This window comes from Rhizobium sp. AB2/73, from assembly GCF_020871915.1.
In the GTDB taxonomy this organism is placed as follows: domain Bacteria; phylum Pseudomonadota; class Alphaproteobacteria; order Rhizobiales; family Rhizobiaceae; genus Rhizobium; species Rhizobium dioscoreae.
The window spans coordinates 747811-770241 of the sequence record NZ_CP067073.1 but is presented as its reverse complement, the minus strand read 5'-3'; the positions used below and the strand labels follow the sequence as shown (position 1 = coordinate 770241).

Genomic DNA, 22431 nt, shown 5'->3' with positions numbered 1-22431 from the left:
GGCCGTCTCTCCTTCCGGGACGAGATCATGACGACAATTGCAGATGCGACGACAAGCCATGCGAATGGCAGGCGCAAAGGCCTTTCCGCCCGGCATCGCGAGTGGGTCGCGGGCTACCTCTTCGTATTACCCGACGCGCTCGGCCTCTTTCTGTTTCTCGGTGTGCCGATGCTTCTGTCGCTCGCCCTGAGCGTCTATGAAGTCAACGGCTTCGGCGGCTACAATTTCGTCGGCGCCAAGAACTATATCCGCATGTGGCATGACCCCCTGTTTTGGAAGGGAGCGAGGGTGACGGCGCTTTATGCGGTCATGCTCGTGCCCTCGCTGTACGTGACCGGTCTGGGGCTGGCGCTTCTCGTGCAGCAGACCAACCGTTTCAATGCCGTCATGCGGTCGATGTTTTTCGCGCCAAACATGGTGAGCCTCGTGGTGGTCGCCCTTGTCTGGCAATTCATGGTGATCGACAAGATCGGCGTCGTTGGTCAGACCATGGCGAACCTCGGTCTTCCCGCTATTTCATTTCTCGGCGATCCGAATTTCGCATTGATCACCGTCGTGCTTGTCAGCGTGTGGTTCCTGATGGGCTTCTATATGCTGATCTTCCTGGGTGGCCTGCAGGACATACCGAAGGAGTATTACGAGGCGGCGATGATCGATGGCGCCGGCCCGGTCAAGCGTTTCCGATACATCACGCTGCCGCTCTTGAAGCCGACGAGTTTCTTCGTTCTCATGGTGTCGATGGTTGCCGCCGTCGCCGGTGCCCAGGCCTTCGACATCATCTACGTCATGACCAAGGGCGGCCCGGCCAATTCGACGGCGGTGCTGATCGTCTACATCTATCAGCAAGCCTTTTCTTTCGGCGCCTTCGGCTATGCGGCCGCGATGTCCTCGATCTTGGTCATCGCGCTCATGGCCGTGACAGCCATTTTCTTCGCCGTCACGCGCGGAGGACGTTTCGATCATGCCGAATGATGTCTCCAACGCCTATCTCGCGCGATCGCAGGTGACGCTGGTGCGCTGCCTGTGGATGCTGATCGCTGCCATCCTGGCGCTGATGACGCTGTTTCCGCTGCTCTGGATGGTCTCGATCGCCTTTAAGCCGGCAGCCGAATCCTTCTCCTCATCGCTGATACCGGAAGCGCCGACGCTCGACAATTTCATCTATGTGCTGACGGGTGTGCCCTTCATTCGCTACATGCTCAACAGCTTCCTTGTGTCGGCGATGGTCACGATCGTCGCGCTGTTCTTCCACACCATGGCTGGCTATGCGCTCGCGCGCCTGCGCTTTCCCGGCCGTGAGATCATATTCCTGGCGATCTTCTCGACCTTTCTCGTCTCGCTCCCAGTCGTGATCGTGCCGCTCTTCATCATCGTCAAGGCGATGGGCATGATCAATTCCTATGCGGGCCTCATCATTCCCGCCATCTTCAACGCCTTCGGCATCTTCCTGCTGCGGCAGTACTATCTTTCATTGCCGCGCGAGATCGAGGAGGCGGCGGTAATCGACGGCGCAGGCTATTGGCGTATCTATTGGAGCGTCATCCTGCCATTGAGCCGGCCGATCATGTCGGCGCTTGCTATCCTGTTCTTCCTCGCCAACTGGAATTCCTTCCTCTGGCCATTGACGATCACCTCCAATCCGAACCTCTGGATGGTGCAGGTCGGCATCGCCAATTTCAAGAGCCAGTATTCGGCTTCCTGGAACTACATGATGGCGGCCTCCACCATCGTCGCTATCCCCACTCTCGTCCTCTTCGTGATTTTCCAGCGGCAGATCATGGACTCGCTGAAGACCAGCGGCCTGAAATAGCCGTTTTCCTCAAGACAGGAGACATCTATGAGCAATCTCGGCCTTTCACCCTTGCGTGGGCTGGCTAAACTGCGCGAAACAAGGACGCGCCGCTTTTCGAGCTACGACCGCACCGGCGGCAACGACGACCGCTTCCATATCGAGCCGGGAAAGACGGAGGTGATCGCCGAACACTCGGGCGCCGGCATCATCACCCATATCTGGGCGACACTCGCCTGCGAGAGCGAGAATTTCCTGCGCAAGATCGTGCTTCGCGCCTACTGGGATGGCGAGGCGGCGCCGAGCATCGAGGCACCGATCGGCGATTTCTTCGGCATGGGCCATGGCCGCACGGCGAATTACGCCAGCCTGCCGATGCAGGCGAGTCCCGAAGACGGCAAGGCGTTCAACTGCTACTTTCCCATGCCCTTCGGCTCGCACATGAAGCTCACGGTGACGAACGAGGCCGAACACGACCTGCTATTCTACTATTATGTCGATCTCGAGCTTCATCAGACGCTTGAGGAGGACATGGGACGCTTCCACGCGCAGTATCGCCAGTCTCAGCCGCAAGGCATGAGCGACGTGGGCCTCACCAACGAGGAGTATCTCTTCGGCGGCGAGAACGTCGATGGCAAGGAAAACTACACGATCCTGGAGGCCGAAGGCCGGGGTCACTATGTCGGCGTTCTCTACAGCGTTTATTCGCGCCGCCGCTCCGAAGTGTGGGATTGGTACGGCGAAGGCGATGACATGATCTTCATCGATGGCGAACAGGGGCTCTCGGTGCCGGACACGGTGCGCAAGCCCGATCCGCGCATCGGGCCGAAGGCGGGGCTGATCGAACCGCGAGATGAATCCGTATCCGGTGCCAACGACGCCTGGCCACCGACACTGCACGGCACCGGCACGGAGGACTATTTCAATACGGCATGGTGCCCGACCCAGGAATACAGCGCGCCTTATCATGGCATCATCGCCGCCGGCGGTCCAAACTGGACCGAGCCGGTGACGCTCTACCGTTGGCATATCGAAGATCCGGCGATCTTCCAGAAGCACATCCGCGTGACGATCGAGCACGGCCACGCCAACCGACGCTCCGACGATATTTCCTCGGTCGCCTTCTGGTATCAGGCCGAGCCGCACAAGCCGTTCGGCGCATTTCCCGAGGTTGCGGAGCGCGTGCCGACCTTCCGCCGGCCATTCAAGGAAATGGAGATCGCCTTGAAGAAGGCGAGGGGCTGAGAGCGGCAGTATGTCCAAGGTAGCCAACGGACTTCACTGCAATCGCTATTCCGTGCCTTGATTTCGTACGAATGCGCTCCAAGAAGAGGTCATAAGTGACCTCTTTTAGGGAATCGCCATGACAACGATCAGCTTAAAGGATGCCAAGGCGTCATTTTCCCGTGTCATCGACCAGGCTGCCGCCGGTGAGTTCGTGACGATTACGCGCCACGGGCGCGCCGCGGCCGTCGTCGTCAGCGTGGGGGTGGCCGAGGCGGCAAGAAAGGCGATCCGGAGCGGCCGGCCGAGCCTGGTGCAATATCTGAAGACCTTTCCCGCTGATTCCGATCCTATTGACGATGTTTTCTCAAGAAATCCCGCTCCCTCGCGCGAGGTCGATTTGTGAGCCTTCTTCTCGAGATCAACCCGATCTCCATTCGCCCCGTCCAAGGCAAGTGCATCGAACACGTTTGCCGAATGGGTGGATGAACAGGACCGGCGGGACGCGATCTATCTTTCTGCGTTTACTATCCGCGAGATCGAAAAGGGCGTTCGGTTATTGGAAGCAAAAGGTGCGAAGGCAAAGGCAGCAGGGATTCACACCTGGCTACAAGGGCTAATTGCCGGGTATGGGGATCACATTCTTCCCGTCGACAAGGATGTTGCGCTTGAATCCGGGAGGCTCGAGGCGAAGGCGGTCATCGCCGGGCATAATCCAGCCGCGGCGGATGCAGTCATAGCAGGAACGGCAAGTGTTCATAAGCTCGTCGTGATCACAGCCAATCTCAAGCACTTCCTGCCGTTTGACATCCCCGACCAGTCGCCGGACCAAATCGCGCGCTAACGCTCCGGTTTGAATAGAGGTCCTGGCAATTGCAAAAACAGCAAGCTGGAGCACATGGCTTGGTAAGCATGCGCTACCGGCATTTCCTTCTCCTGCATCGATGAGACGCTGTGGATTCAACCTGAAAGCGGGATGCTCTCCTGCGAATGGATGAATTGAAAAAGCGCTGCGTTAGGGCGCTTTATGTATCGGGCGCGAAAGGTAAGAGGACGGTTTCTTTCGCCGCGTCGGGTTAATGCCACAGGCGAGTTGCTGGTCTCATGCGTCTCATACTTGTCAATGATGTTTCGATCGTTCGTGGTGGCGCGACCAAGGTGGCGCTGCAATGTCTTGAGGCAAGCAGAGATGCCGGGCTGACCTGCGCCATACTGGTCGGCGATGATGGCGAGGGCCTCAAGCCGCGCTTTGCCGATATCCGCACGGTCGCGCTGGGCGAGCGCGCCCTTCGAGAAGGACCGGCGACCGTCGATATCCTTGCGAAGAACTACAATCGGCGGGCCTATGAGGCGCTGGAGGGCCTGCTTCTAGAATCGGATGAGGAAACCATTGTCCACGTCCATGGCTGGTCGCAGATCCTCTCGCCCTCGATTTTCCATGCGCTTGCCAGGCATCGGGTCAAAGTCATCGTCACGGCGCATGATTTCTTCCTGACCTGCCCGAACGGCGGCCTTATTAATTTCCGCAGCGGCGAGGTTTGCGACATCAAGCCGCTATCTCTCGCCTGCCTGACGACCAATTGCGACAAGCGCAGTTATCTCCATAAGCTTTGGCGTTTCCGCCGCACCCTGACCCAGCAGGGGGTCGGCGAGAGGTTCTGGAGCCAGGTGAGCATCGTTCTGGCGCATGAGAGCATGGAGGCGCTTCTGCGCATCGGCCCCTTCCGGCACTTCACGACGCTGCGCACGCCGACGCAGCCATTGACGCCGGCGCCCGTCGAGGCGTGGCGCAACCGCCGGACTGTTTTCCTCGGCCGCATGTGCTGGGAAAAGGGGGTTCAGACACTGGCGGACGCGCTCAACAAGACGGGCAGGACGGCAACGCTGATCGGGCGTGGGCCGTTGCTAGCCGAGATGCGGCGGCTGTTGCCGCATTGTCATGTGCCTGGCTGGCTGAGCGACGAAGAGGTGAGCGAGATCGCTGGCACAGCGCGCGTTTTCGTCATGCCGTCGCGCATGCCCGAGCCTTACGGCCTGGTCGCCGCCGAAGCACTGATGTCCGGCATCCCCGTCATCGTCAGCAGCAACGCGTTGATCGCGGCGGAGGTCGAGGAGAATGGCGCTGGCCTGGTATTCGATAGCGGCGATGCGGATTCGCTGGCCGAGAAATTGATGGCGACGGATGACGACCGATTGATGCGGCGGCTAAGCGAAGGAGCATTGACCCTTGGCCGCCGTATCGCGCCGAGCAGGGCGGAATGGGGGCGCCGCATGGTGGATATCTATCTGGGACGGGGCGATTTTTCCGCATAGTGGTTGGGGGGAGACGATGGCACGCGCGTTGGTGACTGGTGGTTGCGGTTTCGTGGGCCGGCATCTTGTCCGGCGGCTTCTTGCCGAGGGCTTGGATGTGGTCTGCGTCGATTCCCTGGTCGCGGGAACGGGCGCGCTGCATCCGGAACTGTGGCAGCGGCTTCAGCGTTCCCGCTTCACCTTTTGCGAAGAGGATTGCCGGACGTTCTTCGCACGGCCTCCCGAGCATTTCGACTATGTCTTCCATCTGGCCGCGCTTGTCGGCGGCCGCTTGATGCTCGAGACGCGCGCGCTCGACGTCGCCGAGGATCTGGCGGTCGATGCGGAACTGTGGCAATGGGCATCGCGCGCCAAACCCGGTTCGGTCATATTCTTCAGCTCCAGCGCCGCCTATCCGGTGTCGCTACAGACCATCGCCAATCATCGGCTGCTGTCGGAGGAGATGATCAATTTCGACGCCGCCGTCGGTGTCCCCGATCTCAGCTATGGCTGGGCAAAATTGACCGGCGAATATCTGATGAAACTCTATGTCGAACGCTACGGTCGGCGGGCCATCGCCTACAGGCCGTTCAGCGGCTATGGCGAGGATCAGGATCTTGCCTATCCTTTCCCGGCGATCTGCCGCCGCTTGCTTGCGGAAAAGGGCGCGCCGGAAGTCTTCGTCTGGGGCTCGGGCCGTCAGTGCCGGGATTTTATCCACATCTCGGACTGCATCGACTTCATCTGGCGGACGAGGGAGCTGCTTCCGGACGGGGCAAGCCTCAATCTATCGACCGGCACCGCGACATCCTTCATCGAACTGGCAGAGACGATCAGTCGGCGGATCGGCTGGCAGCCGGCTGTCAGCGGGCGATCGAACCATCCGGAAGGTGTCTTTTACCGTTGCGGCGACACGGCCCTGCAACGCTCCTACGGACTGACCCCCTCGGTCGGTCTGGAGGAGGGGATTGCACGGATGCTCGCATATCTTCAGGCCGAGCAGGCGTCATACGCACTCGCCATCTGACCCCATGACCAATCATGGTTGTCACGTCCCGTCGACGAGATCCGGGCTGACCGGTTGTGCCCCCATCTGAATTCGGCGGCCCACCGTGGTCGGTGAGGCCACGCGTCAATCGACCTCGGGATCATCCACCGATCTGACCAACCGCGAAATAGTGCTTGCGCGTCTCAAATAATTAGGTAAGTTGCCTAACAAATGGATCGGGACGCATGATTGCTGGAATTGATATTGGCGGAACCAAAACGCAGCTCATCGCCGAGATGAATGGCGAACCGGTTGGCGAAAGAGTCGTCCACACGGCTGAATGGCGCGCTCGCGTCGATCATGATGCGGATGCGCAGGCCCTCGTTTCGCTGCTTGTGGCGACGACCGGAGCCATCCCAAAGATCACGGTCGTCGGCGCGCATGGCTGCGACAGCGACGAGGATCGGCTTGGGCTGCAAGCAAGGCTCGCCCGGCACTTGCCCGGCGCCGTGCTGGTCCTCAACGACTCCGAGCTGTTGCTGCCGGCGGCGGGCAAGTCGACTGGCATTTCCGTCATCAGCGGCACCGGTTCAATTGCGGTCTCGCGCGATGCCGCGCGCAGGATGATCGCATCCGGCGGGTGGGGGTGGTATCTGGGTGACGAAGGAAGCGCGAGCGGTCTTGTGCGGGAAGCGGCCCGGACCATCCGATTTGCGCTAGACCAGGGCCAACCGCTCGATCTCCTCGGTCGGAGCCTCATCGAGGCCCTTGCGATATCGTCGCCGATCGAGATCGGGCGGGCGTTGGGCGAGATCGGATCGGCAGCCGGCATAGGCCGCTTCGCGCCGCTCGTATTCGAGGCGGCGGATGCCGGTTCGCGATATGCCAACAAGGTCATCACGGAGGCGGGCGCCTCCCTTGCCGAGCTCACCGCGCAATTGCTGGAACGTGGCGCGCCGCGTGGCGATGTCGTTACCGGCGGCGGCGTCATTGCCCGTCAGCCGCGGCTTCTGGCGGCCTTCAAGACCGCCCTCAGTGACCGCTTGCCCGATCTGACGCTGACCCTTCTCGACGAGCCGCCGGTGGCGGGGGCATTGGTGCTCGCCCGCAAGCTCAGTCGTGGTGACCTGCCGGCCACCTTGCCGCCGCCGCATATCGACGGCGAGCTGAAAACCGCTGACGATTGGAGAGCCGCATGACCTCCCGGAAGATCATTCCCGCACGAAACTGGGGGCAGAGATTGATCGCGGTCGTGCTGATCGCTGTCGTCGTATTGCTGGCGTTCGTGGTCGCCACCAGCCGTCACATCGCCTGGTCGGCCATACCGCAATATATCTTCGACGAGACGATCCTGGATGGGGTCAAGCTGACCATCCTGTTCACCGTCTTGTCGATGATCATCAGCATCGTTGCCGGCGCCATCCTTGCCACGATGCGGCTCGCGTCGAACCCGGTGTTGTCCGGTTTCGCGAGCCTCTATATCTGGTTCTTCCGCGGCACGCCGCTGCTGGTTCAGATCATCTTCTGGTTCAACATCCAGCTCTTCATACCGAGTATCGATGTCGGATCGATCCATATCGACACCAACTCGATCGTCACGGCTTTCGTCGCGGCGCTTCTTGCCCTCAGCCTCAATGAGGCGGCCTATATGGCGGAGATCATTCGCGGCGGACTGCTCGCCGTCGATAGCGGCCAGCATGAGGCCGCCAAGGCGCTCGGTTATACGCCCGCCCAATCGATGCTGCGCATCATCTTTCCCCAGGCGCTTCGCGTCATCATCCCTCCGATCGGCAACCAAACGATCTCGATGCTGAAGACGACCTCACTCGTCTCCGTCGTCGCGGCCCAGGACCTGCTGACGCGCGCGCAGAACATCTATGCCAGGAACTTCCTGATCATCGAACTGCTGATCGTTGCCAGCATCTGGTACCTCGTGATGACCACGATCGCCTCCGCCATCCAGCTCGTCATCGAGAGCCGGCTTGGAAAATCCACGAACCAGGCGCCTGGCCTCCTGCAAGGCGCCCTGCGCCTCATGGGCGCGGAAGGGAGAAACGGATGAGTGCTCCTGCAACATCGTCCTCGGCAAGGGTCCTCGTCCAGGCGATCGACGTCCACAAATCCTTCGGTTCGCTCGAAGTGCTGAAGGGCATCAATCTCTCCGTCGACAAGGGCGAGGTCGTCTGCCTGCTCGGTCCCTCGGGAAGCGGGAAATCGACCTTCCTCAGATGCATCAACCACTTGGAGCGAATGACGGCGGGCCGCATTCTCGTCGACGGCCAGTTGATCGGCTATCACGAGCGCGGCGATGCCCTGCGCGAGATGAGCGGCAAGGAGCTGGCCGTGCAGCGGCGCGACATCGGCATGGTGTTTCAGCGCTTCAATCTTTTCGCTCACCAGGACGTGCTGACGAACATTTCGCAGCCGCCGATGCTCAATCGCGGCAAGTCGCGCGAGGAGGCTCTGACCCGGGCGCGAGAGCTCCTGAAGATGGTGGATCTCGAAGGCCGCGGAAGCGCCTATCCCTATCAGCTCTCCGGCGGCCAGCAGCAGCGCGTGGCGATCGCCCGGGCATTGGCGATGAGCCCGAAGCTCATGCTTTTCGACGAGCCGACATCCGCGCTCGATCCCGAACTCGTCGGCGAGGTGCTGAACGTGATGCGCAAGCTCGCGGCGGACGGCATGACGATGATCGTGGTGACGCATGAGCTTTCCTTCGCCCGCGACGTCGCCGACCGTATCGTATTCATGGATCAGGGTGTCGTCGTCGAGGAAGGGCCGGCGCGCGACGTGCTCGACAATCCGCGGCAGGAAAGAACCCAGGCGTTTTTGAGACGGATGCACTGACTGGCAGGCACCGCGACAAGGCCGCACGTCCTTCACGTGCACGAGCAAAAAAGGGGAATGACAATGACAGGGAAGACAAAGCTGACAATCACCTTCGCCTTGGCGACCATGCTCGCGAGCTCCACGGCCTGGGGCGCGGGCGTCGACCAGAAACTGCACGCCATGCTGCCCGAAAAGATCCAGTCCTCGGGCGAGATCAAGGTCGGGACGGAACCGCAGACACCGCCCTACGATTTCTACGGCGAGGACAATAAGACGATCATCGGTCTCGAACGCGATCTTCGCGACGAGATGGGCGCGCGTCTCGGCGTTAGGTTCACCGACGTGCCGGCGCAGTTCGCCAGCATCATTCCCGGCATCCAGGCCGGCCGTTTCGATATGGGCATGTCCGCCTTCGGCGATTTTGCCGAGCGCGAGAAGATCGTCGATGTCGTCAACTACATGCTCGAGGGTACCAGCATCATCGTGCTGGAGGGCAATCCGAAGGGCGTGCACAAGCTGAAGGACGCCTGTGGGCTCAATGCCGGCGCGGTCCAAGGCTCGATCCCGCTTCAGCTCCTGGACAAGCAGAAGTCGCTTTGCCCGGCCGATAAGCCGCTCAACGTCATGCAGTTTCCCTCGAACGACCAGATCAAGATCGCGCTGCAGAGCGGTCGCGTCGATCTTTCCATGGATACGACGGGCGTCGCGGCCTACAGCCTCCAGCATCAACCGGCGGGTAACAAGAAACTGGAGCTCGTGACCGGTGCCCAATATGCGGTGGGCTACCAGGCAATGCTCGTCGGCAAGGATGATCCGAAGCTGCGCGATGCGCTGGCGGCCACCATGCAGTCGATGATCGACGACGGCTCCTATGCCAAGATCTTCGAGAAATGGGGCCTTGGCGAGAACAAACTCGACAAGGTCACCATCAACGATGCGGCGCGCTTCGCCGACTACATGAAGCTGGATTGAGATCGGTCAATCCTCAGGCGGCCGCTACTTACGCGGCCGCCATTCCTTGCAACGAAATGGGAATGATCATGACAGACAGAGTGCCTTACCGCGAAGCGATCGCATTGCAGCCCGCTGCCCTCAACACCTGCTTCAATGCCGTCTCCAAACGGCTCGAAACGCTCGATCTGGAGCCGGTAAGGCGTGGACCGACGGTCCTCGTCGGGATCGGCGCCAGCCTCTATGCGGCCGTCGTCGCCGCGGCGCAGATGCGCGCGCAGGGCCTGCGCGCCTTCGCCCTGCCGGGTACCGATCTCCATGACCCATCCGTCGATGCCGGCGAGGCCTATATCGCCTTTTCCGCCTCCGGCCGCAGCGAGGAGCCGGCGCGCGCGATGGAGCTTCGTCCCAGAGCCCATTCCTACGGTATCGCCAAGGCAGACGGCACGCCGATTTCGCGGGTCGTGAAGCATATGATCGCAACCGAGAGCGGCGCGGACAGCGGCCCGAATACGACAAGTTATCTCGGATCGCTTCTGAGCGCGGCCTTGCTCATCGACAAGGCCGGCCGCCCTTCCGGCGCGAATTGGCAAGAGCTTTCAGGTCGCGCCGAGGCCGTATTGACCGAAACGCGCGCCCAGGCCGACAAGGGAGCTAAGTTGCTGGCCGGCAAGACGTCAATCGATTGCGTTGGCGCGGGCACGGCACTCGGCACGGCCGGCTATGCCGCGCTCCTGATCCGCGAGGCCGCGCGCGTCGCCGCCCAGGATTGGGATACGCTGAACTTTCTTCATGGGCCGATGGAGCCGAACGACAGGGATAGTGGCGTGCTGTTGTTCGGCAACGGTCGCGAGGTGAAGCTGGCGCGCGATCTCGCCGGCTTCGGCATTCCCTCCGTCCTGGTCACCGCGCGGACCGATATCGCGGATGCCGACAATCTCGTCGTCATCCATGTGCCGGCCTTCTCCGAAGGCATTGGCGATGCCATTCTGCAGGCAATTCCGGCGCAGTTGCTGATCGCGACGCTCTCGGAGGACGCCGGCCTGCCGATCTGCGAATTCCGCTACCGTCAGACCGATACCAAACGCGACATCTGAGCCTCTCAGCTGCTGATCCGACCCACGGTCAGCGCATTCGGATAAAGGAAGGCGGCCTTGCCTTCCTCTCCCAAAAGTCTCGCCATGGCGAAGTCGATGGCGAGGCGCACGGCGCCAAGAACGGTCGCCTGGGTCGATAGCTGGCCATTGACCACTTCAACCGGCCAGCACAATTCCTTCACCACATCCCTCACGCCCGGCAGCAATTGCGGGTTCTGCCCGACGCCGCCGCCAAGCACGATCAGTTGCGGATCGAGCACGCTGACGCAGGCGGCGGCCAGGTTTCCGACATCACGGGCGTGCTGCTCGACAATGGCGCGCGCCGTGCGGGATTGTTCCACGCGGGCAAAAAGCTCGCTGGTGCTTTTCGGCGGCGCACCTTCATTTTCGGGCCAATCTAGCGCCGCGCGCTCGAGAAGGGCCGCGGATCCCATATAGGTTTCCACTTGCTGCCATTTCGGCCGCTCATGTTGCGACCAAGGAAAGGGCAGGTGGCCGATTTCGCCGGCGCCACCTTTGAAGCCCCGGAAAAGACGGCCGTCCAGCACGATGCCCATGCCGGTCTTCACGCCGATCTGCATGTAGATCGCGAAGGAATACTGTTTTGCCGATCCTTCGTGATATTCGGCAAGGGCAGCGCAGTTGACGTTGTTTTCAAGCAATACGGGCGCAGCGTAGATGGCCTGCAAATGTTCCAGAACGGGTATCAAGGTCTCGCGGCCGGACATTCTCTCCAGCGATGCGGAAATGATATTCGGCAGGGCGATCGCGATTGCGCGCAACGGCGTCGATCGCGCCTCGAACTGGGAAAGCAATCGTGCGACGACATCTTCTATCAGAAGAAACCGTTCATCGGCGGATTTGTCGACAAGGTGCATTTCGATGGTTGCGAGTGTTGTCCCGTCGAGGCCGCGGGCAATGGCGTTGATATGGGTCGTGCCGCAATCGACGCCGACGACGAAGCCCGCCCTTGGCCCTAGGCCGTAGGTGACGGAGGTTCGTCCGACGGAGCCGCGATTGATGCCGGCCGGCGCGAGCAGGTCGTGCCGTTCAAGTTCGCTGACGGCCGCCGACATGGTGGGTTTCGAAAACATCAGCGCCGCGCTCAATTGCGGTCTGGTCGCGGGGCCGCTGCTCGCGATGGTTCGCAGCACCGCCCGCGCACTCTCCGTCAGCGGCGGCGCGTCAATTCCGGTCTGTTGCCAAGCTGTACTCAAAGGACACCCGGGGCAGTGAAGTCATTCGTAAAGCTCCCTTACCATCGGTGTCATGAAATTGACAGTCATATCCTATTGAAAAATATCGATTTGCGCGAACGGTCGCATGCGGATGCCGTTCCATCAGATGGCGGTAAAGCCGTTGTCGACGAAGAGGTGGATGCCGTTGACGAAGTTGGACTCGTCAGAGGCCAGATAGAGAGCGGCGCGCGCCACATCCTCGGGCTCGCCGATCCGCCCTTGCTGCGCGGCGATGGCCGCATCCGAGACATCGACGCCAAGCGCCCGCAGTTCGGCGACCTCGCGCAGCCCGTGCGGCGTGCGGATGAAACCGGGACAGACGGCGTTGCAGCGGATATTGCGATCGCGGAACTCGACGGCGATGGCGCGGGCGAACATATGCACCGCTCCCTTCGTCGAGTCATAGAGCACCTCCATCGGGGTCGCCGCGACGGCGGAGATCGACGAGGTGCAGACGATGGAGCCGCCGCCGGCGGCGATCATGCCCGGCAGCACCGCCTTGGTCATGAGGAACATCGAGCGGACGTTGACGCCATGCAGCCACTCCCATTCCTCGAGCGTCGTTTCGAGGAACGGCTTGATGACGATGGTGCCGGCATGGTTGAAGAGCACGGTCACGGCGCCAAAGCGGCCCTCGATGTCCTTGACCGCGGCATTGACGGCCGCTTCGTCCGAAACATCGGCGACCCAATCGTCGGCGATGCCGCCGGCATCGCGGATTTCATGCACTGTCCGCGCCGCCGCATCGCCATTTCTGTCGATGATCGCGACCTTCGCGCCTTCGGCCGCGAACAGCCGCGAGGCCGCGCCGCCCATGCCGGTCGCGCCGCCCGAAATGATGGCGATCTTGCCCTTGAGCCTGTCTGTCATGTGTTCCCCCTCCGCCGCATGTCCAGGACCGGCGCCTTGCGATCTTTTGCCGATGCCCTTCGAAACCCTCGAACCTGTCGAGATTATCGCGAAAGATGCGCTCGGTTCCATGGTGAGGCAAGGGCAATCAGGGGCGGTTCCGGATTACCTCATCGCAGATAGTGAATATGCGGCCGGGAATGGTGAGGAGAGGCTTCGACCCTTGCCTCGACAGCAAAGACGTTTCTCAGCAAATCTTCGGTCAGCACGGCTTCCGGGGTGCCGGAGGCGACTATCCTGCCTTGCTGCATGACAATCAATTCATCGCAGAACATGGCGGCATGATTGAGATCGTGAAGAGCGATGATGCTGGTGACCGGCAGGCCGGCGACCAGCCGCATCAGGCTGATCTGATGCTGGATATCGAGGTGGTTGGTCGGCTCGTCGAGGATCAGTTCCTTTGGCGCCTGTGCCAAGGCGCGCGCGATGTGGGCGCGCTGCTTTTCGCCACCCGACAGGCTCTGCCATCGGTCGTCGCGTTTCTCTCTCATGCCGGCGCGTGCGAGAGCATCTTCAACCGCCTCGTCATCCGCCGACGTCCAGCCGGAAAACATCGAGCGATGGGGAAACCGGCCGAGCCTCACGACATCGATGACCTTGAGATTGGCGTTGGTGGTGCCGTGCTGCTCGACGAAGGCGACACGCCTTGCGATCGAACGGCGGGACATCCGCCGCAGATCCTTCTGTTCGAGTGTGATGCGACCGGAATTCGGCCGTTTCAAGCCGGCAAGCAGACGCAGGAGCGAGGTCTTGCCGGAGCCGTTCGGTCCAAGTAGGCCGAGCATCTTGCCCACGGGCGCCTCGAAGGAGACCCCGTCGAGTACGGTCTTTGTACCGATTTTCCAGATGATGTTGTCGGCCTTGATGCTCATGATGCGCGCTGGAACCGGTAGAGAATGATGGAGAAGAAGGGAACGCCCACGAGCGCCGTGACCACTCCGATCGGCAGAACCTGCTGAGGGATGAGGGCGCGCGAGGCGATGTCCGCCAGCACCATGAAGATCGCTCCGACAATGGCGCAGGCCGGCAGCAGCCGGATATGGAGCGGGCCGACGAAGAACCGGGCCGCATGCGGCACGACGAGACCGACAAAGCCGATCGATCCGACCATGCTGACGATCGTTGCCGTCATCATCGCGGTCAGCGCGAAGAGCCCGATCCGCGCCCGCCCGACATTGACGCCGAGAGACGACGCGGCCTCGTCGCCAAAGGCGAACGCATCCAGCACGCGCGCATAGAGCAGGCAAGCCGCGAGCCCGAAACCGACAATGGTCGCGACCAGCATGAATTCCGGCCAGCGGACACCACCGAAACTGCCGAGCAGCCAGAACATCACATCCCGCGCCTGCTGTGCGTTTCCCGATGTCGTCACGATATAGGATGTCGCAGCATTGAACAGCTGGGAGGCTGCGACGCCGGCAAGGACCGTGCGGTCGGCGCCGCCTCGCGTGCCGTTCGAAAGCAGAGCGACGAAGAAGAACGCCGCGAACGCGCCGGCGAAGGCCCCAGCCGACAGGGAAACCGCGCCCGCGCCGATATTGAGTATGACGATCGCGACCGCGCCGGTCGAAGCGCCCGCCGAGACGCCGAGCACATAGGGTTCGGCGAGAGGGTTCCGAAGGAGCGACTGCATGATCGCGCCCGAGAGCGCCAGGCCCGCTCCACCGAAAGCGGCCACGAGCGCCCGGCTGAGGCGATAGTCCCAGATCACCGTTTCGTGGATGCGGTTAAGTTCGATCCCCGTCCATCCCAGCCTGTTGGTGATGGCATGGAAGGTCGTCGAAAGCGGTATCGGTAGATCACCGATACCGACGCTGACGCCGATCGTCAGACTGATCGCCGCGAGAGAGGCAAAAAGCAGCAGGCCGATGATGGCGAGCTGCCTCAGGGTTCGATACGCGTCGGTCACTTCAGAAGACCAAGCGCCTTCAGCTGCTGGGCGACCTGCTCGGCGCCATAGATCGTCCGGATGGTCGGGTTCATGGCCTGGCCGTCCATGACGACGATCGCCTTATCCTTGACCGCGGCTAGCTGGCTGACGGCGGGATCGGTGGTCAGAAACTTGATCTTGGCTTCCGGCTTGTCGAGCTCCCAGCGATTGCGGTCGAGGCTGGCGACGACGATGACGTCCGGATTGGCGGCTATGATGCTCTCCCAGCCAAGCGTCGGCCACTCAGCTTCGGTGGTAATGGCATTGCGGCCGCCGAGGAGGTCGGCGATATAACCCGAGGGGCTGTTTTTGCCGCCGACATAGGCGTCCGCGGATGGCGACGGGCTGGAGAACCAGAAGACATAGGAGAGCTTCTTGCCATCCTTCGGCGCATTCGCGCGCAGTGCCTCTTCCCGCTTTTTGAAATCCGCGATCAGCGCCTGGCCCTTGTCGCGGACATCGAAAATCCGCGAGAGTTCGTCGATTTCCTGGTAGAGCGTGCTCATGTTCCAGAGCTGGCTACGGGCGGCATTGCCGTATTTATCCTGAGAGGCGCCCTGGGCCGGGCAGATGCTGGGGGAAACATAGGTGGGAATATTGAGCTTTTCGAAGTCCTCGCGCTTTGCCACCTTGCTGCTCGGTCCCATCAGGGTCGGCAACGCGGCGGTGACGAAATCAGGATTTTCCGAGAGGATCGATTCAAAGGTCGGGAACTCGACCGTCAGCAGCTTGACCTTGGAATTGGCTTCCGCAAGCTGCGGCAGAACCTTGTTGGGCCAGAAGGCGGTACCGACCATTTTGTTTTCGAGGCCGAGCAAAAGAAGAATTTCGGCACTGTTCTGTCCAAGCCCGATCGCGCGCTCCGGAGCTTTCTGGAACGTGACCTTGGTGCCGCAATTGTCGATGGTCAGCGGATAGCTGGTGGAGGTGGCGGAAGCTGCCGTTGCGCCAAAGGCGAGCGCCGCGCAAAGAGCTGAAATGGTCAAAACTGATTTCAATATGGTCACGAATATATCCCGGTAGCTATTGTCAGCGCGATCGGACGAAAGCGCCCGCGCGATATAGCCTCGCCGCCCGGTCACAAACAAGAGGCAAAAAGTCATATTATTTTTAGAGCCGCGAGCATTTGTAAACTTGGCCCGCCATGCATTCCCGAAAGACGTATTTTTCATCGGCTCCGGTTGGCCGTGGCATCCTCGCATCCGGATCTGGAAAGGAGAAGGCGGTTCATCTCTGGAACAAAGCGAACCATTCTGAAGCCTGCCATCTCCAGGATTTTCCTTGAGGCTGCATTTTCAGGATGGGCAAAGGCGCGGACCTCTCGAATCCGCAGTTCCCGGTCCGCCAGCTGCAACGCCGCCGTGACCAATTCCGATGCATATCCGCATCCCCAGGCATCCCGGCGGAAAAAATATCCGATTTCGCAACCCCAGCCTGGTTCAAACGGATCGTCGTATAGGCCGCCCCAGCCGATGATTTTTGCATCATCCTTTCTGATCACCGTCCAAGGTGCATATCCGTCGCGTCGACGCCGCCATTCATGAACGGCGATCCTGCGACGGCAGGCGGCAGGTGTCGCGTCGACATGAGTGTGCCTCATGGCTTCCCGGTCGCCGAGAAATTCGAACAGGGCGGCGGTGTCGGACAGGAGCGAAGGGCGGAGCAGCAGCCGCGGCGTTTCGATCTGCGATCCGGTGTTCCTCATATGATTTCGACTTCCATATGCGAATGTTTCACGAAGCGAGCGAACGGCGGGTCGATATGTCCGACCCATTCAAACTGCCCGTCGGATGTATAGGCAACGACAGAATACTACTCATTGCCCAGCCGAAATGGCGTTGAAGAGGGTGGAGAAATGCGATTGCGTGCCTATTTCAATAATTGGGAAATGGAGAGCAGGAGGACCGGAATAATGGCAAAGAATACGATTTGCTTGTGGTATGACAAGGACGCGGAGGCCGCCGCCAAGTTTTATGTCGAAACTTTTCCAGATAGCGCCATGGGCGCCGTCATCCGCGCGCCGGGAAACTATCCGGAGGGCAAGCAGGGCGATGTGCTGGTCGTGGAATTTACGGTCGCCGGTGTCTCCTGCGTCGGCCTGAATGGCGGCCCGGTGTTCAAGCACAATGAAGCCTTTTCGTTTCAGATCTACACCGAAGACCAGGAAGAGACGGATCGCTATTGGAACGCCATTGTCGGCAATGGCGGCCAGGAAAGCGAATGCGGCTGGTGCAAGGACAAATGGGGCATCTCCTGGCAGATCACGCCGCGTATTCTGATGGAGGCGCTTCGCGAGGGCGGCGATCAGGCGAAGCGCGCTTTCGATGCGATGATGACCATGAAGAAGATCGATGTGGCAGCGATCGACGCGGCCCGGCGTGGCTGAGGACTGAAACGGCTTGCGCAGCACGCATCCCATCCCAAGGTCGCCAATGCCGTCGTGATCCGGGATGGCTTGCGTGCGCGGGGGCCATGATTGCTTTTATTCAAGACTCCATTAAATATGCACTCAGGCATATGAAATCGGCTGTTGTGGATCGGATAATAACAACTTATCCTTGATCGAATGCAGAGGCAGGCCAATGGCGGTTGACTGGTGAGGTTTACAGAGGATGGCCGCACGGAACGCCGCCAGCTGGAATCATTGCAAGGTCAGCGCCGTCTTCAGCGGGCGACGTGCACGACCGCGTGATGAACGCCTTGGCCAAGGAATTTGGCTGATCGAACCTGCCAGTCCCCACAAAAGTCGCTTTCCATACAAAGATTGGCCGCGGGCAGGCATGTGCTTGCGACTGTTTCGGTGCCGGCGGGTTTCCGGGAGGATTGCCGTGAAATCCCGTCACGCCGACGCCATCAGAATCCCTCCCGACCTGTTCCCGAAGAGTAGAGCTGACATTCATGATAAAACGCATGATCATCATGCTGATCATCATAGGCCTGATCCTTGGCGGGATCTTCGGCTTCCAGGCATTCAAGAACCGCATGATCGCGGCCTATCTGGCTAATCTCAAGTCGCCACCGCAGACAGTCTCGACAATCACCGCGGCGATGAGCCCGTGGCAGACGACACTACAGTCGATCGGCAGCTTCAATGCCGTCGAAGGCGCCAACCTTTCGGCGCAGGTCCAGGGCATTGTCCAGAAGATCGGCTTCGAGGATGGTCAGGACGTCAAGAAGGGCGATCTCATCGTGCAGCTGCTTGCCGATCAACAGATCGCGACGCTGGAACAATACAAGGCGTCGATGGCGAATGCGCAGATCGCCTATGAGCGCGATTCCAAGCTGATCAAGGCGAACACCATCGCGCAAAGCCAGGTCGACAGCGATCTGGCGAACTGGAAGGCGGCGCAGGCGCAGGTCGCGTCGCAGCAGGCGCTGATCGATCAATATTCGATCCGCGCTCCCTTCGATGGCCACCTTGGCATCAGGCTGGTCAGCCTCGGCCAGTATCTGCCTGCAGGAACCGCGGTCGTCACCTTGCAGTCGCTCGATCCGATCCAGTTCGATTTTTCGATGCCGCAACAGGCCCTGTCGCAGCTGAAGGTCGGCCAAGCGGTGACGGCGACGGTGGATGCCTACGGCAACCAGACCTTTGACGGCAAGATCACCGCGATCAGCCCGCTCGTCGATACCCAGAGCCGCAACATCACCATCCGGGCAACCTTCCCCAATCCGGACCGCAAGCTGCTGCCCGGCATGTTCGGCAACATAACGGTGGTGGTCGGGGAGCCGAAGGAATATATCTCCCTGCCGCAGACAGCCGTCACCATCAACCCTTACGGCAATGTCGTCTATGTGGTGACCGACAAGGGCAATGGCGCGGATGGAAAGCCGCAGCTTGTCGCCAATCAGAAGTTCGTCAGCACGGGGCAGGCCCGGGGCGACCAGATCTCGGTAACCAAGGGGTTGAACGCGGGCGAAGTGGTGGTCACGTCGGGCCAGCTGAAACTCAATAACGGCTCGCCTGTCATCATTAACAACGAGGTGCAGCCGTCGAACGACCCCAACGCGAACCCGGCAAATCCCAACTGAGGTGTGGCGATGAATATCACCGATATCTTCATCAAGCGCCCCGTTCTTGCTCTGGTGGTCAGCGCGTTGATTATCGTCATCGGCTACCAGTCGTTCCGCTCGCTCACCGTACGGCAATATCCGCAGACGCAGAATGCCGTTGTCACCGTGACGACCACCTATCCCGGTGCGGCGCCCGACGTCATCGCCGGCTTCATCACGACACCGCTCGAAAACGCCATCGCACAGGCCAACGGCATCGATTACATGACCTCGACGAGCACCAGTGGCACGTCGACGATCACCGTCAATCTTCGGCTCAACTACAGCGCCGATGCGGCGATGACCGAAATCAACGCCAAGGTATCATCCGTTCTCAATCAGCTGCCCACGGGCACGCAGCAGCCGATCATGACGGTCTCCATCGGCCAGTCGATCGATGCCATGTATATCGGTTTCCGAAGCGACGTTCTGGCCAGCAACCAGATCACCGACTATCTGACGCGCGTCGTTCAGCCCAAATTGCAAGCGGTCAATGGCGTTCAGACAGCCGAAATCCTCGGTGCGCGAACATTCGCCTTGAGAGCCTGGCTGCAGCCGGACAAGCTTGCCGCCTATGGCCTGTCGGCCGGCGATGTCTGGACCGCCCTCAGCGCCAACAACTACATCTCCGGCATCGGCACCACCCGCGGCCAGATGACTCAGACGGTGCTGACGGCGCAGACCGACCTGCATTCGGCGGATGAATTCAAGGAAATGGTGGTCAAGCAGATCGGCGGTACGATCGTGCGGCTGAAGGATGTCGCGACCGTCGCCCTCGGATCTCAGAATCCCGACGTCCAGATCGGCTTCGATGGGCAGGACGGCGTGTTCATGGGTATCCAGATCGCCCCGACCGCCAACCTGCTCGACGTGATCGCCGGCGTGCGTGCGGTGTTTCCAGGTATTCAGCAGCAATTGCCGCAGGGGCTCGAAGGTTACATCGTCTACGATTCCAGCACTTTCGTTACCACCTCCATCGACGAAGTCGTGAAGAGCCTGGTCGAAGCTCTCGCGATCGTCATTTTCGTGGTTTTCGCCTTTCTCGGTTCGCCGCGATCGGTCGCCATCCCCGTCGTCGCCATACCTCTGTCGCTGGTCGGCACTTTCGCGATGATGTTGATCTTCGGCTTCTCGATCAATCTTCTGACGCTGCTTGCCCTGGTTCTGGCGATCGGCCTCGTCGTCGACGATGCCATCATCGTGGTGGAGAACGTCAACCGTCATATCGAAGAGGGATCGACGCCCATGAGGGCGGCGCTGGACGCGGCGCATGAGCTGGTGGGGCCGATCCTGGCCATGACGGTGGTGCTGATCGCCGTCTACGTTCCGATCGGTTTCCAGGGCGGCCTGACGGGCGCGCTGTTCACGGAGTTCGCCTTCACGCTTGTCGGCGCCGTTACCGTGTCCATGATCATTGCGCTGACGCTGACGCCAATGATGTGCTCGCGCATCCTGAAGCCGCATTTGACCGACCGCAGTGGCTGGGAAGAACGTATCTCCGACTTCATCGACCGTCGCTTTTCGGAAATCCATCGGCCCTATGTGCGCATGCTGCACGGTAGCCTGAACACCGTGCCGGTGGCGCTGGTCTTTGCCGTCATCGTGCTTGGCAGCATCTATTTCCTCTATACCAGCGCCAAAACCGAGCTCGCTCCCAACGAGGACCAGGGCTTCCTGGCCGCGCAGGTGACGAACCCTCCCAATGCAACGCTTCAGCAAAAGCTGCTGAATTCCAACCAGGTCACCAAGATCTTCCGCGGTTTCCCCGAAACCGACAAGACCCTGCAGGTCGAGGTGCCTGGCACATCCTTCGAGGGCATGGTGCTGAAGCCCTGGGACCAGCGCACGAGAACGGCGGACCAGCTGCAGCCCCTGGTGCAGGCCGATCTGGCGAAGATCGCCGGCGGACAGTCCGTGGTCTTCCAGATACCGCCGCTGCCTGGCGCCAGCGGTCTGCCGGTGCAGTTCGCCATCGGCAGCACCAGCGGCTTCGAGCAACTCAACGAGGTGTCCACCGCCTTCCTGCAGGAAGCGCAGAAATCCGGCGAGTTCATCTTCCTGACGAAGGATCTCTACGTCGACAATCCGCAATATTCGATCCAGATCGATCGCAGCAAGGCCTCGGCCCTCGGCCTCTCCATGAACAATGTCGGCTCGGCGCTCGCTTCCATGCTGGGCGGAGGCTATGTCAACTATTTCAGTATCGACAACCGATCGTATCAGGTCATCCCGCAGGTGGAGCAACGGTCGCGCCAGACCATCGATCAGATCATGAACTATCCGATCGCGAACGTGAACGGCAACAAGATCCCGCTTTCGGCGATCGCGACGGCGAAACTCCAGGCCACGCCGCGCTCGGTCGCGCATTTCCAGCAATTGAATTCGGCCACGATCTCCGGCGTACCGGCGCCTGGTGTTGCCGTCGGCGATGCGCTGAATACGTTGAAGTCGATCGCGGCACGGACGTTGCCGCAGGGCTACTCGGTCGACTATGGCGGGCAGTCGCGTCAATATGTACAGGAATCGAGCGGCATGGCGACCACTTTCGCGCTCGCCCTGATCATCGTATTCCTGGCGCTTTCGGCGCAGTTCAACAGCTTCCGCGACCCGTTCATCATCCTCGTATCGGTACCGATGTCGATCGCGGGCGCTCTTGCCTTCATCAGTCTCGGCATCGGCGGCGCGTCGATGAACATCTATACGCAGGTCGGGTTGGTGACGCTGATGGGGCTGATCAGCAAACACGGCATTCTGATCGTTGAGGTGGCAAACACGCTGCAGGCGGAAGGAAAGACCAAGCGCGAAGCGATCGAAGGCGCTTGCGCTATCCGCTTGCGGCCGATCCTGATGACGACGGGCGCCATGGTTCTCGGCGTCGTGCCGCTGATCCTGGCGACCGGAGCAGGGGCTGTCGCCCGCTTCAACATGGGCCTGGTGATCGCTGCCGGTCTTGCAATAGGAACGCTGTTCACGCTCTTCGTCGTGCCGGCGGTCTATATGCTGCTCGCAGCCGACCATCACAAGAAGGATGCACCGGAAACAGAAGCAGAGCCGGCCCCTATGCATTGATGGGGTCGGCAGCAAGATGGGCTTGCTCGCATCGATTGGCGCAATGGGCTCGAGAAGGTCGT

General features: G+C 60.8%; 21 protein-coding genes. 15 read left to right on the top strand and 6 right to left on the bottom strand.

The features are described from left to right. Positions 1-27: 27 nt before the first annotated feature. The 12 genes from I8E17_RS29585 (at position 28) to I8E17_RS29530 (ending at position 11170) form a co-directional block, all read left to right on the top strand. Entirely contained in the window at positions 28-972 is a 945-nt protein-coding gene (locus I8E17_RS29585) for a sugar ABC transporter permease (protein ID WP_069615029.1), read from the top strand. Next, positions 962-1810 carry a carbohydrate ABC transporter permease gene (locus tag I8E17_RS29580; protein WP_113366256.1) on the top strand — a complete coding sequence of 283 codons (849 nt, stop codon included), beginning with the start codon at positions 962-964 and terminating at the stop codon, positions 1808-1810. The genes I8E17_RS29585 and I8E17_RS29580 overlap by 11 nt, the downstream gene beginning before the upstream one ends. Before the next feature lie 27 nt (positions 1811-1837). Beyond that, positions 1838-3034 carry a glycoside hydrolase family 172 protein gene (locus I8E17_RS29575; RefSeq protein ID WP_069615031.1) on the top strand — a complete coding sequence of 399 codons (1197 nt, stop codon included), beginning with the start codon at positions 1838-1840 and terminating at the stop codon, positions 3032-3034. A gap of 118 nt (positions 3035-3152) precedes the next feature. Then, positions 3153-3419, top strand: coding sequence for a type II toxin-antitoxin system prevent-host-death family antitoxin (locus I8E17_RS29570; protein ID WP_113366257.1), 267 nt, complete (start codon positions 3153-3155; stop codon positions 3417-3419). A gap of 75 nt (positions 3420-3494) precedes the next feature. Further along, the gene (locus tag I8E17_RS29565; protein WP_229002227.1) at positions 3495-3857 is read left to right on the top strand and encodes a PIN domain-containing protein; all 363 of its coding nucleotides are present in this window, start codon (positions 3495-3497) and stop codon (positions 3855-3857) included. A 260-nt stretch (positions 3858-4117) separates the two neighbouring features. Continuing rightward, the gene (locus I8E17_RS29560) at positions 4118-5326 is read left to right on the top strand and encodes a glycosyltransferase family 4 protein (protein WP_113366258.1); all 1209 of its coding nucleotides are present in this window, start codon (positions 4118-4120) and stop codon (positions 5324-5326) included. 16 nt (positions 5327-5342) lie between these two features. After that, the gene (locus tag I8E17_RS29555; protein WP_113397230.1) at positions 5343-6332 is read left to right on the top strand and encodes an NAD-dependent epimerase/dehydratase family protein; all 990 of its coding nucleotides are present in this window, start codon (positions 5343-5345) and stop codon (positions 6330-6332) included. A 206-nt stretch (positions 6333-6538) separates the two neighbouring features. Then, positions 6539-7492: a BadF/BadG/BcrA/BcrD ATPase family protein gene (locus I8E17_RS29550; RefSeq protein ID WP_069615035.1), complete on the top strand. Its 954-nt coding sequence runs from the start codon at positions 6539-6541 to the stop codon at positions 7490-7492. Further along, positions 7489-8355: an amino acid ABC transporter permease gene (locus I8E17_RS29545; RefSeq protein WP_069615036.1), complete on the top strand. Its 867-nt coding sequence runs from the start codon at positions 7489-7491 to the stop codon at positions 8353-8355. Before I8E17_RS29550 ends, I8E17_RS29545 begins: the two co-directional genes overlap by 4 nt. Then, a complete protein-coding gene (locus I8E17_RS29540; RefSeq protein WP_113366260.1) occupies positions 8352-9140 on the top strand; it encodes an amino acid ABC transporter ATP-binding protein in 789 nt (262 codons plus the stop codon). The genes I8E17_RS29545 and I8E17_RS29540 overlap by 4 nt, the downstream gene beginning before the upstream one ends. 63 nt (positions 9141-9203) lie before the next feature. After that, entirely contained in the window at positions 9204-10094 is an 891-nt protein-coding gene (locus I8E17_RS29535) for an ABC transporter substrate-binding protein (RefSeq protein ID WP_113366303.1), read from the top strand. Between the two features lie 68 nt (positions 10095-10162). Continuing rightward, the gene (locus I8E17_RS29530; RefSeq protein WP_083258312.1) at positions 10163-11170 is read left to right on the top strand and encodes a phosphosugar isomerase; all 1008 of its coding nucleotides are present in this window, start codon (positions 10163-10165) and stop codon (positions 11168-11170) included. 5 nt (positions 11171-11175) lie between these two features. Here I8E17_RS29530 and I8E17_RS29525 read toward each other — a convergent pair whose 3' ends face one another. The 6 genes from I8E17_RS29525 to I8E17_RS29500 form a co-directional block, all read right to left on the bottom strand. Then, complete coding sequence (locus tag I8E17_RS29525) at positions 11176-12387, bottom strand: ROK family transcriptional regulator (RefSeq protein WP_162750886.1); 1212 nt, start codon at positions 12385-12387, stop codon at positions 11176-11178. Positions 12388-12510: 123 nt separating this feature from the next. Further along, the gene (locus tag I8E17_RS29520) at positions 12511-13278 is read right to left on the bottom strand and encodes an SDR family oxidoreductase (RefSeq protein WP_113366304.1); all 768 of its coding nucleotides are present in this window, start codon (positions 13276-13278) and stop codon (positions 12511-12513) included. Positions 13279-13427: 149 nt separating this feature from the next. Then, entirely contained in the window at positions 13428-14189 is a 762-nt protein-coding gene (locus I8E17_RS29515; RefSeq protein WP_069615038.1) for an ABC transporter ATP-binding protein, read from the bottom strand. Then, positions 14186-15226 carry an iron chelate uptake ABC transporter family permease subunit gene (locus I8E17_RS29510; protein ID WP_113366262.1) on the bottom strand — a complete coding sequence of 347 codons (1041 nt, stop codon included), beginning with the start codon at positions 15224-15226 and terminating at the stop codon, positions 14186-14188. The genes I8E17_RS29515 and I8E17_RS29510 overlap by 4 nt, the downstream gene beginning before the upstream one ends. Beyond that, positions 15223-16233: an ABC transporter substrate-binding protein gene (locus tag I8E17_RS29505; protein ID WP_229002265.1), complete on the bottom strand. Its 1011-nt coding sequence runs from the start codon at positions 16231-16233 to the stop codon at positions 15223-15225. The genes I8E17_RS29510 and I8E17_RS29505 overlap by 4 nt, the downstream gene beginning before the upstream one ends. Before the next feature lie 182 nt (positions 16234-16415). Further along, positions 16416-16952, bottom strand: coding sequence for a GNAT family N-acetyltransferase (locus tag I8E17_RS29500; RefSeq protein ID WP_069615040.1), 537 nt, complete (start codon positions 16950-16952; stop codon positions 16416-16418). Positions 16953-17159: 207 nt separating this feature from the next. Here I8E17_RS29500 and I8E17_RS29495 point away from each other — a divergent pair, with 207 nt between their 5' ends. The 3 genes from I8E17_RS29495 (at position 17160) to I8E17_RS29485 (ending at position 22369) form a co-directional block, all read left to right on the top strand. Beyond that, positions 17160-17633: a VOC family protein gene (locus I8E17_RS29495; RefSeq protein WP_069615041.1), complete on the top strand. Its 474-nt coding sequence runs from the start codon at positions 17160-17162 to the stop codon at positions 17631-17633. 524 nt (positions 17634-18157) lie between these two features. Then, positions 18158-19279 (top strand): efflux RND transporter periplasmic adaptor subunit, encoded by a 1122-nt coding sequence (locus I8E17_RS29490; protein WP_229002226.1) that lies wholly within the window; start codon positions 18158-18160, stop codon positions 19277-19279. A gap of 9 nt (positions 19280-19288) precedes the next feature. Further along, positions 19289-22369: an efflux RND transporter permease subunit gene (locus I8E17_RS29485; RefSeq protein ID WP_113366263.1), complete on the top strand. Its 3081-nt coding sequence runs from the start codon at positions 19289-19291 to the stop codon at positions 22367-22369. Positions 22370-22431: the final 62 nt, after the last annotated feature.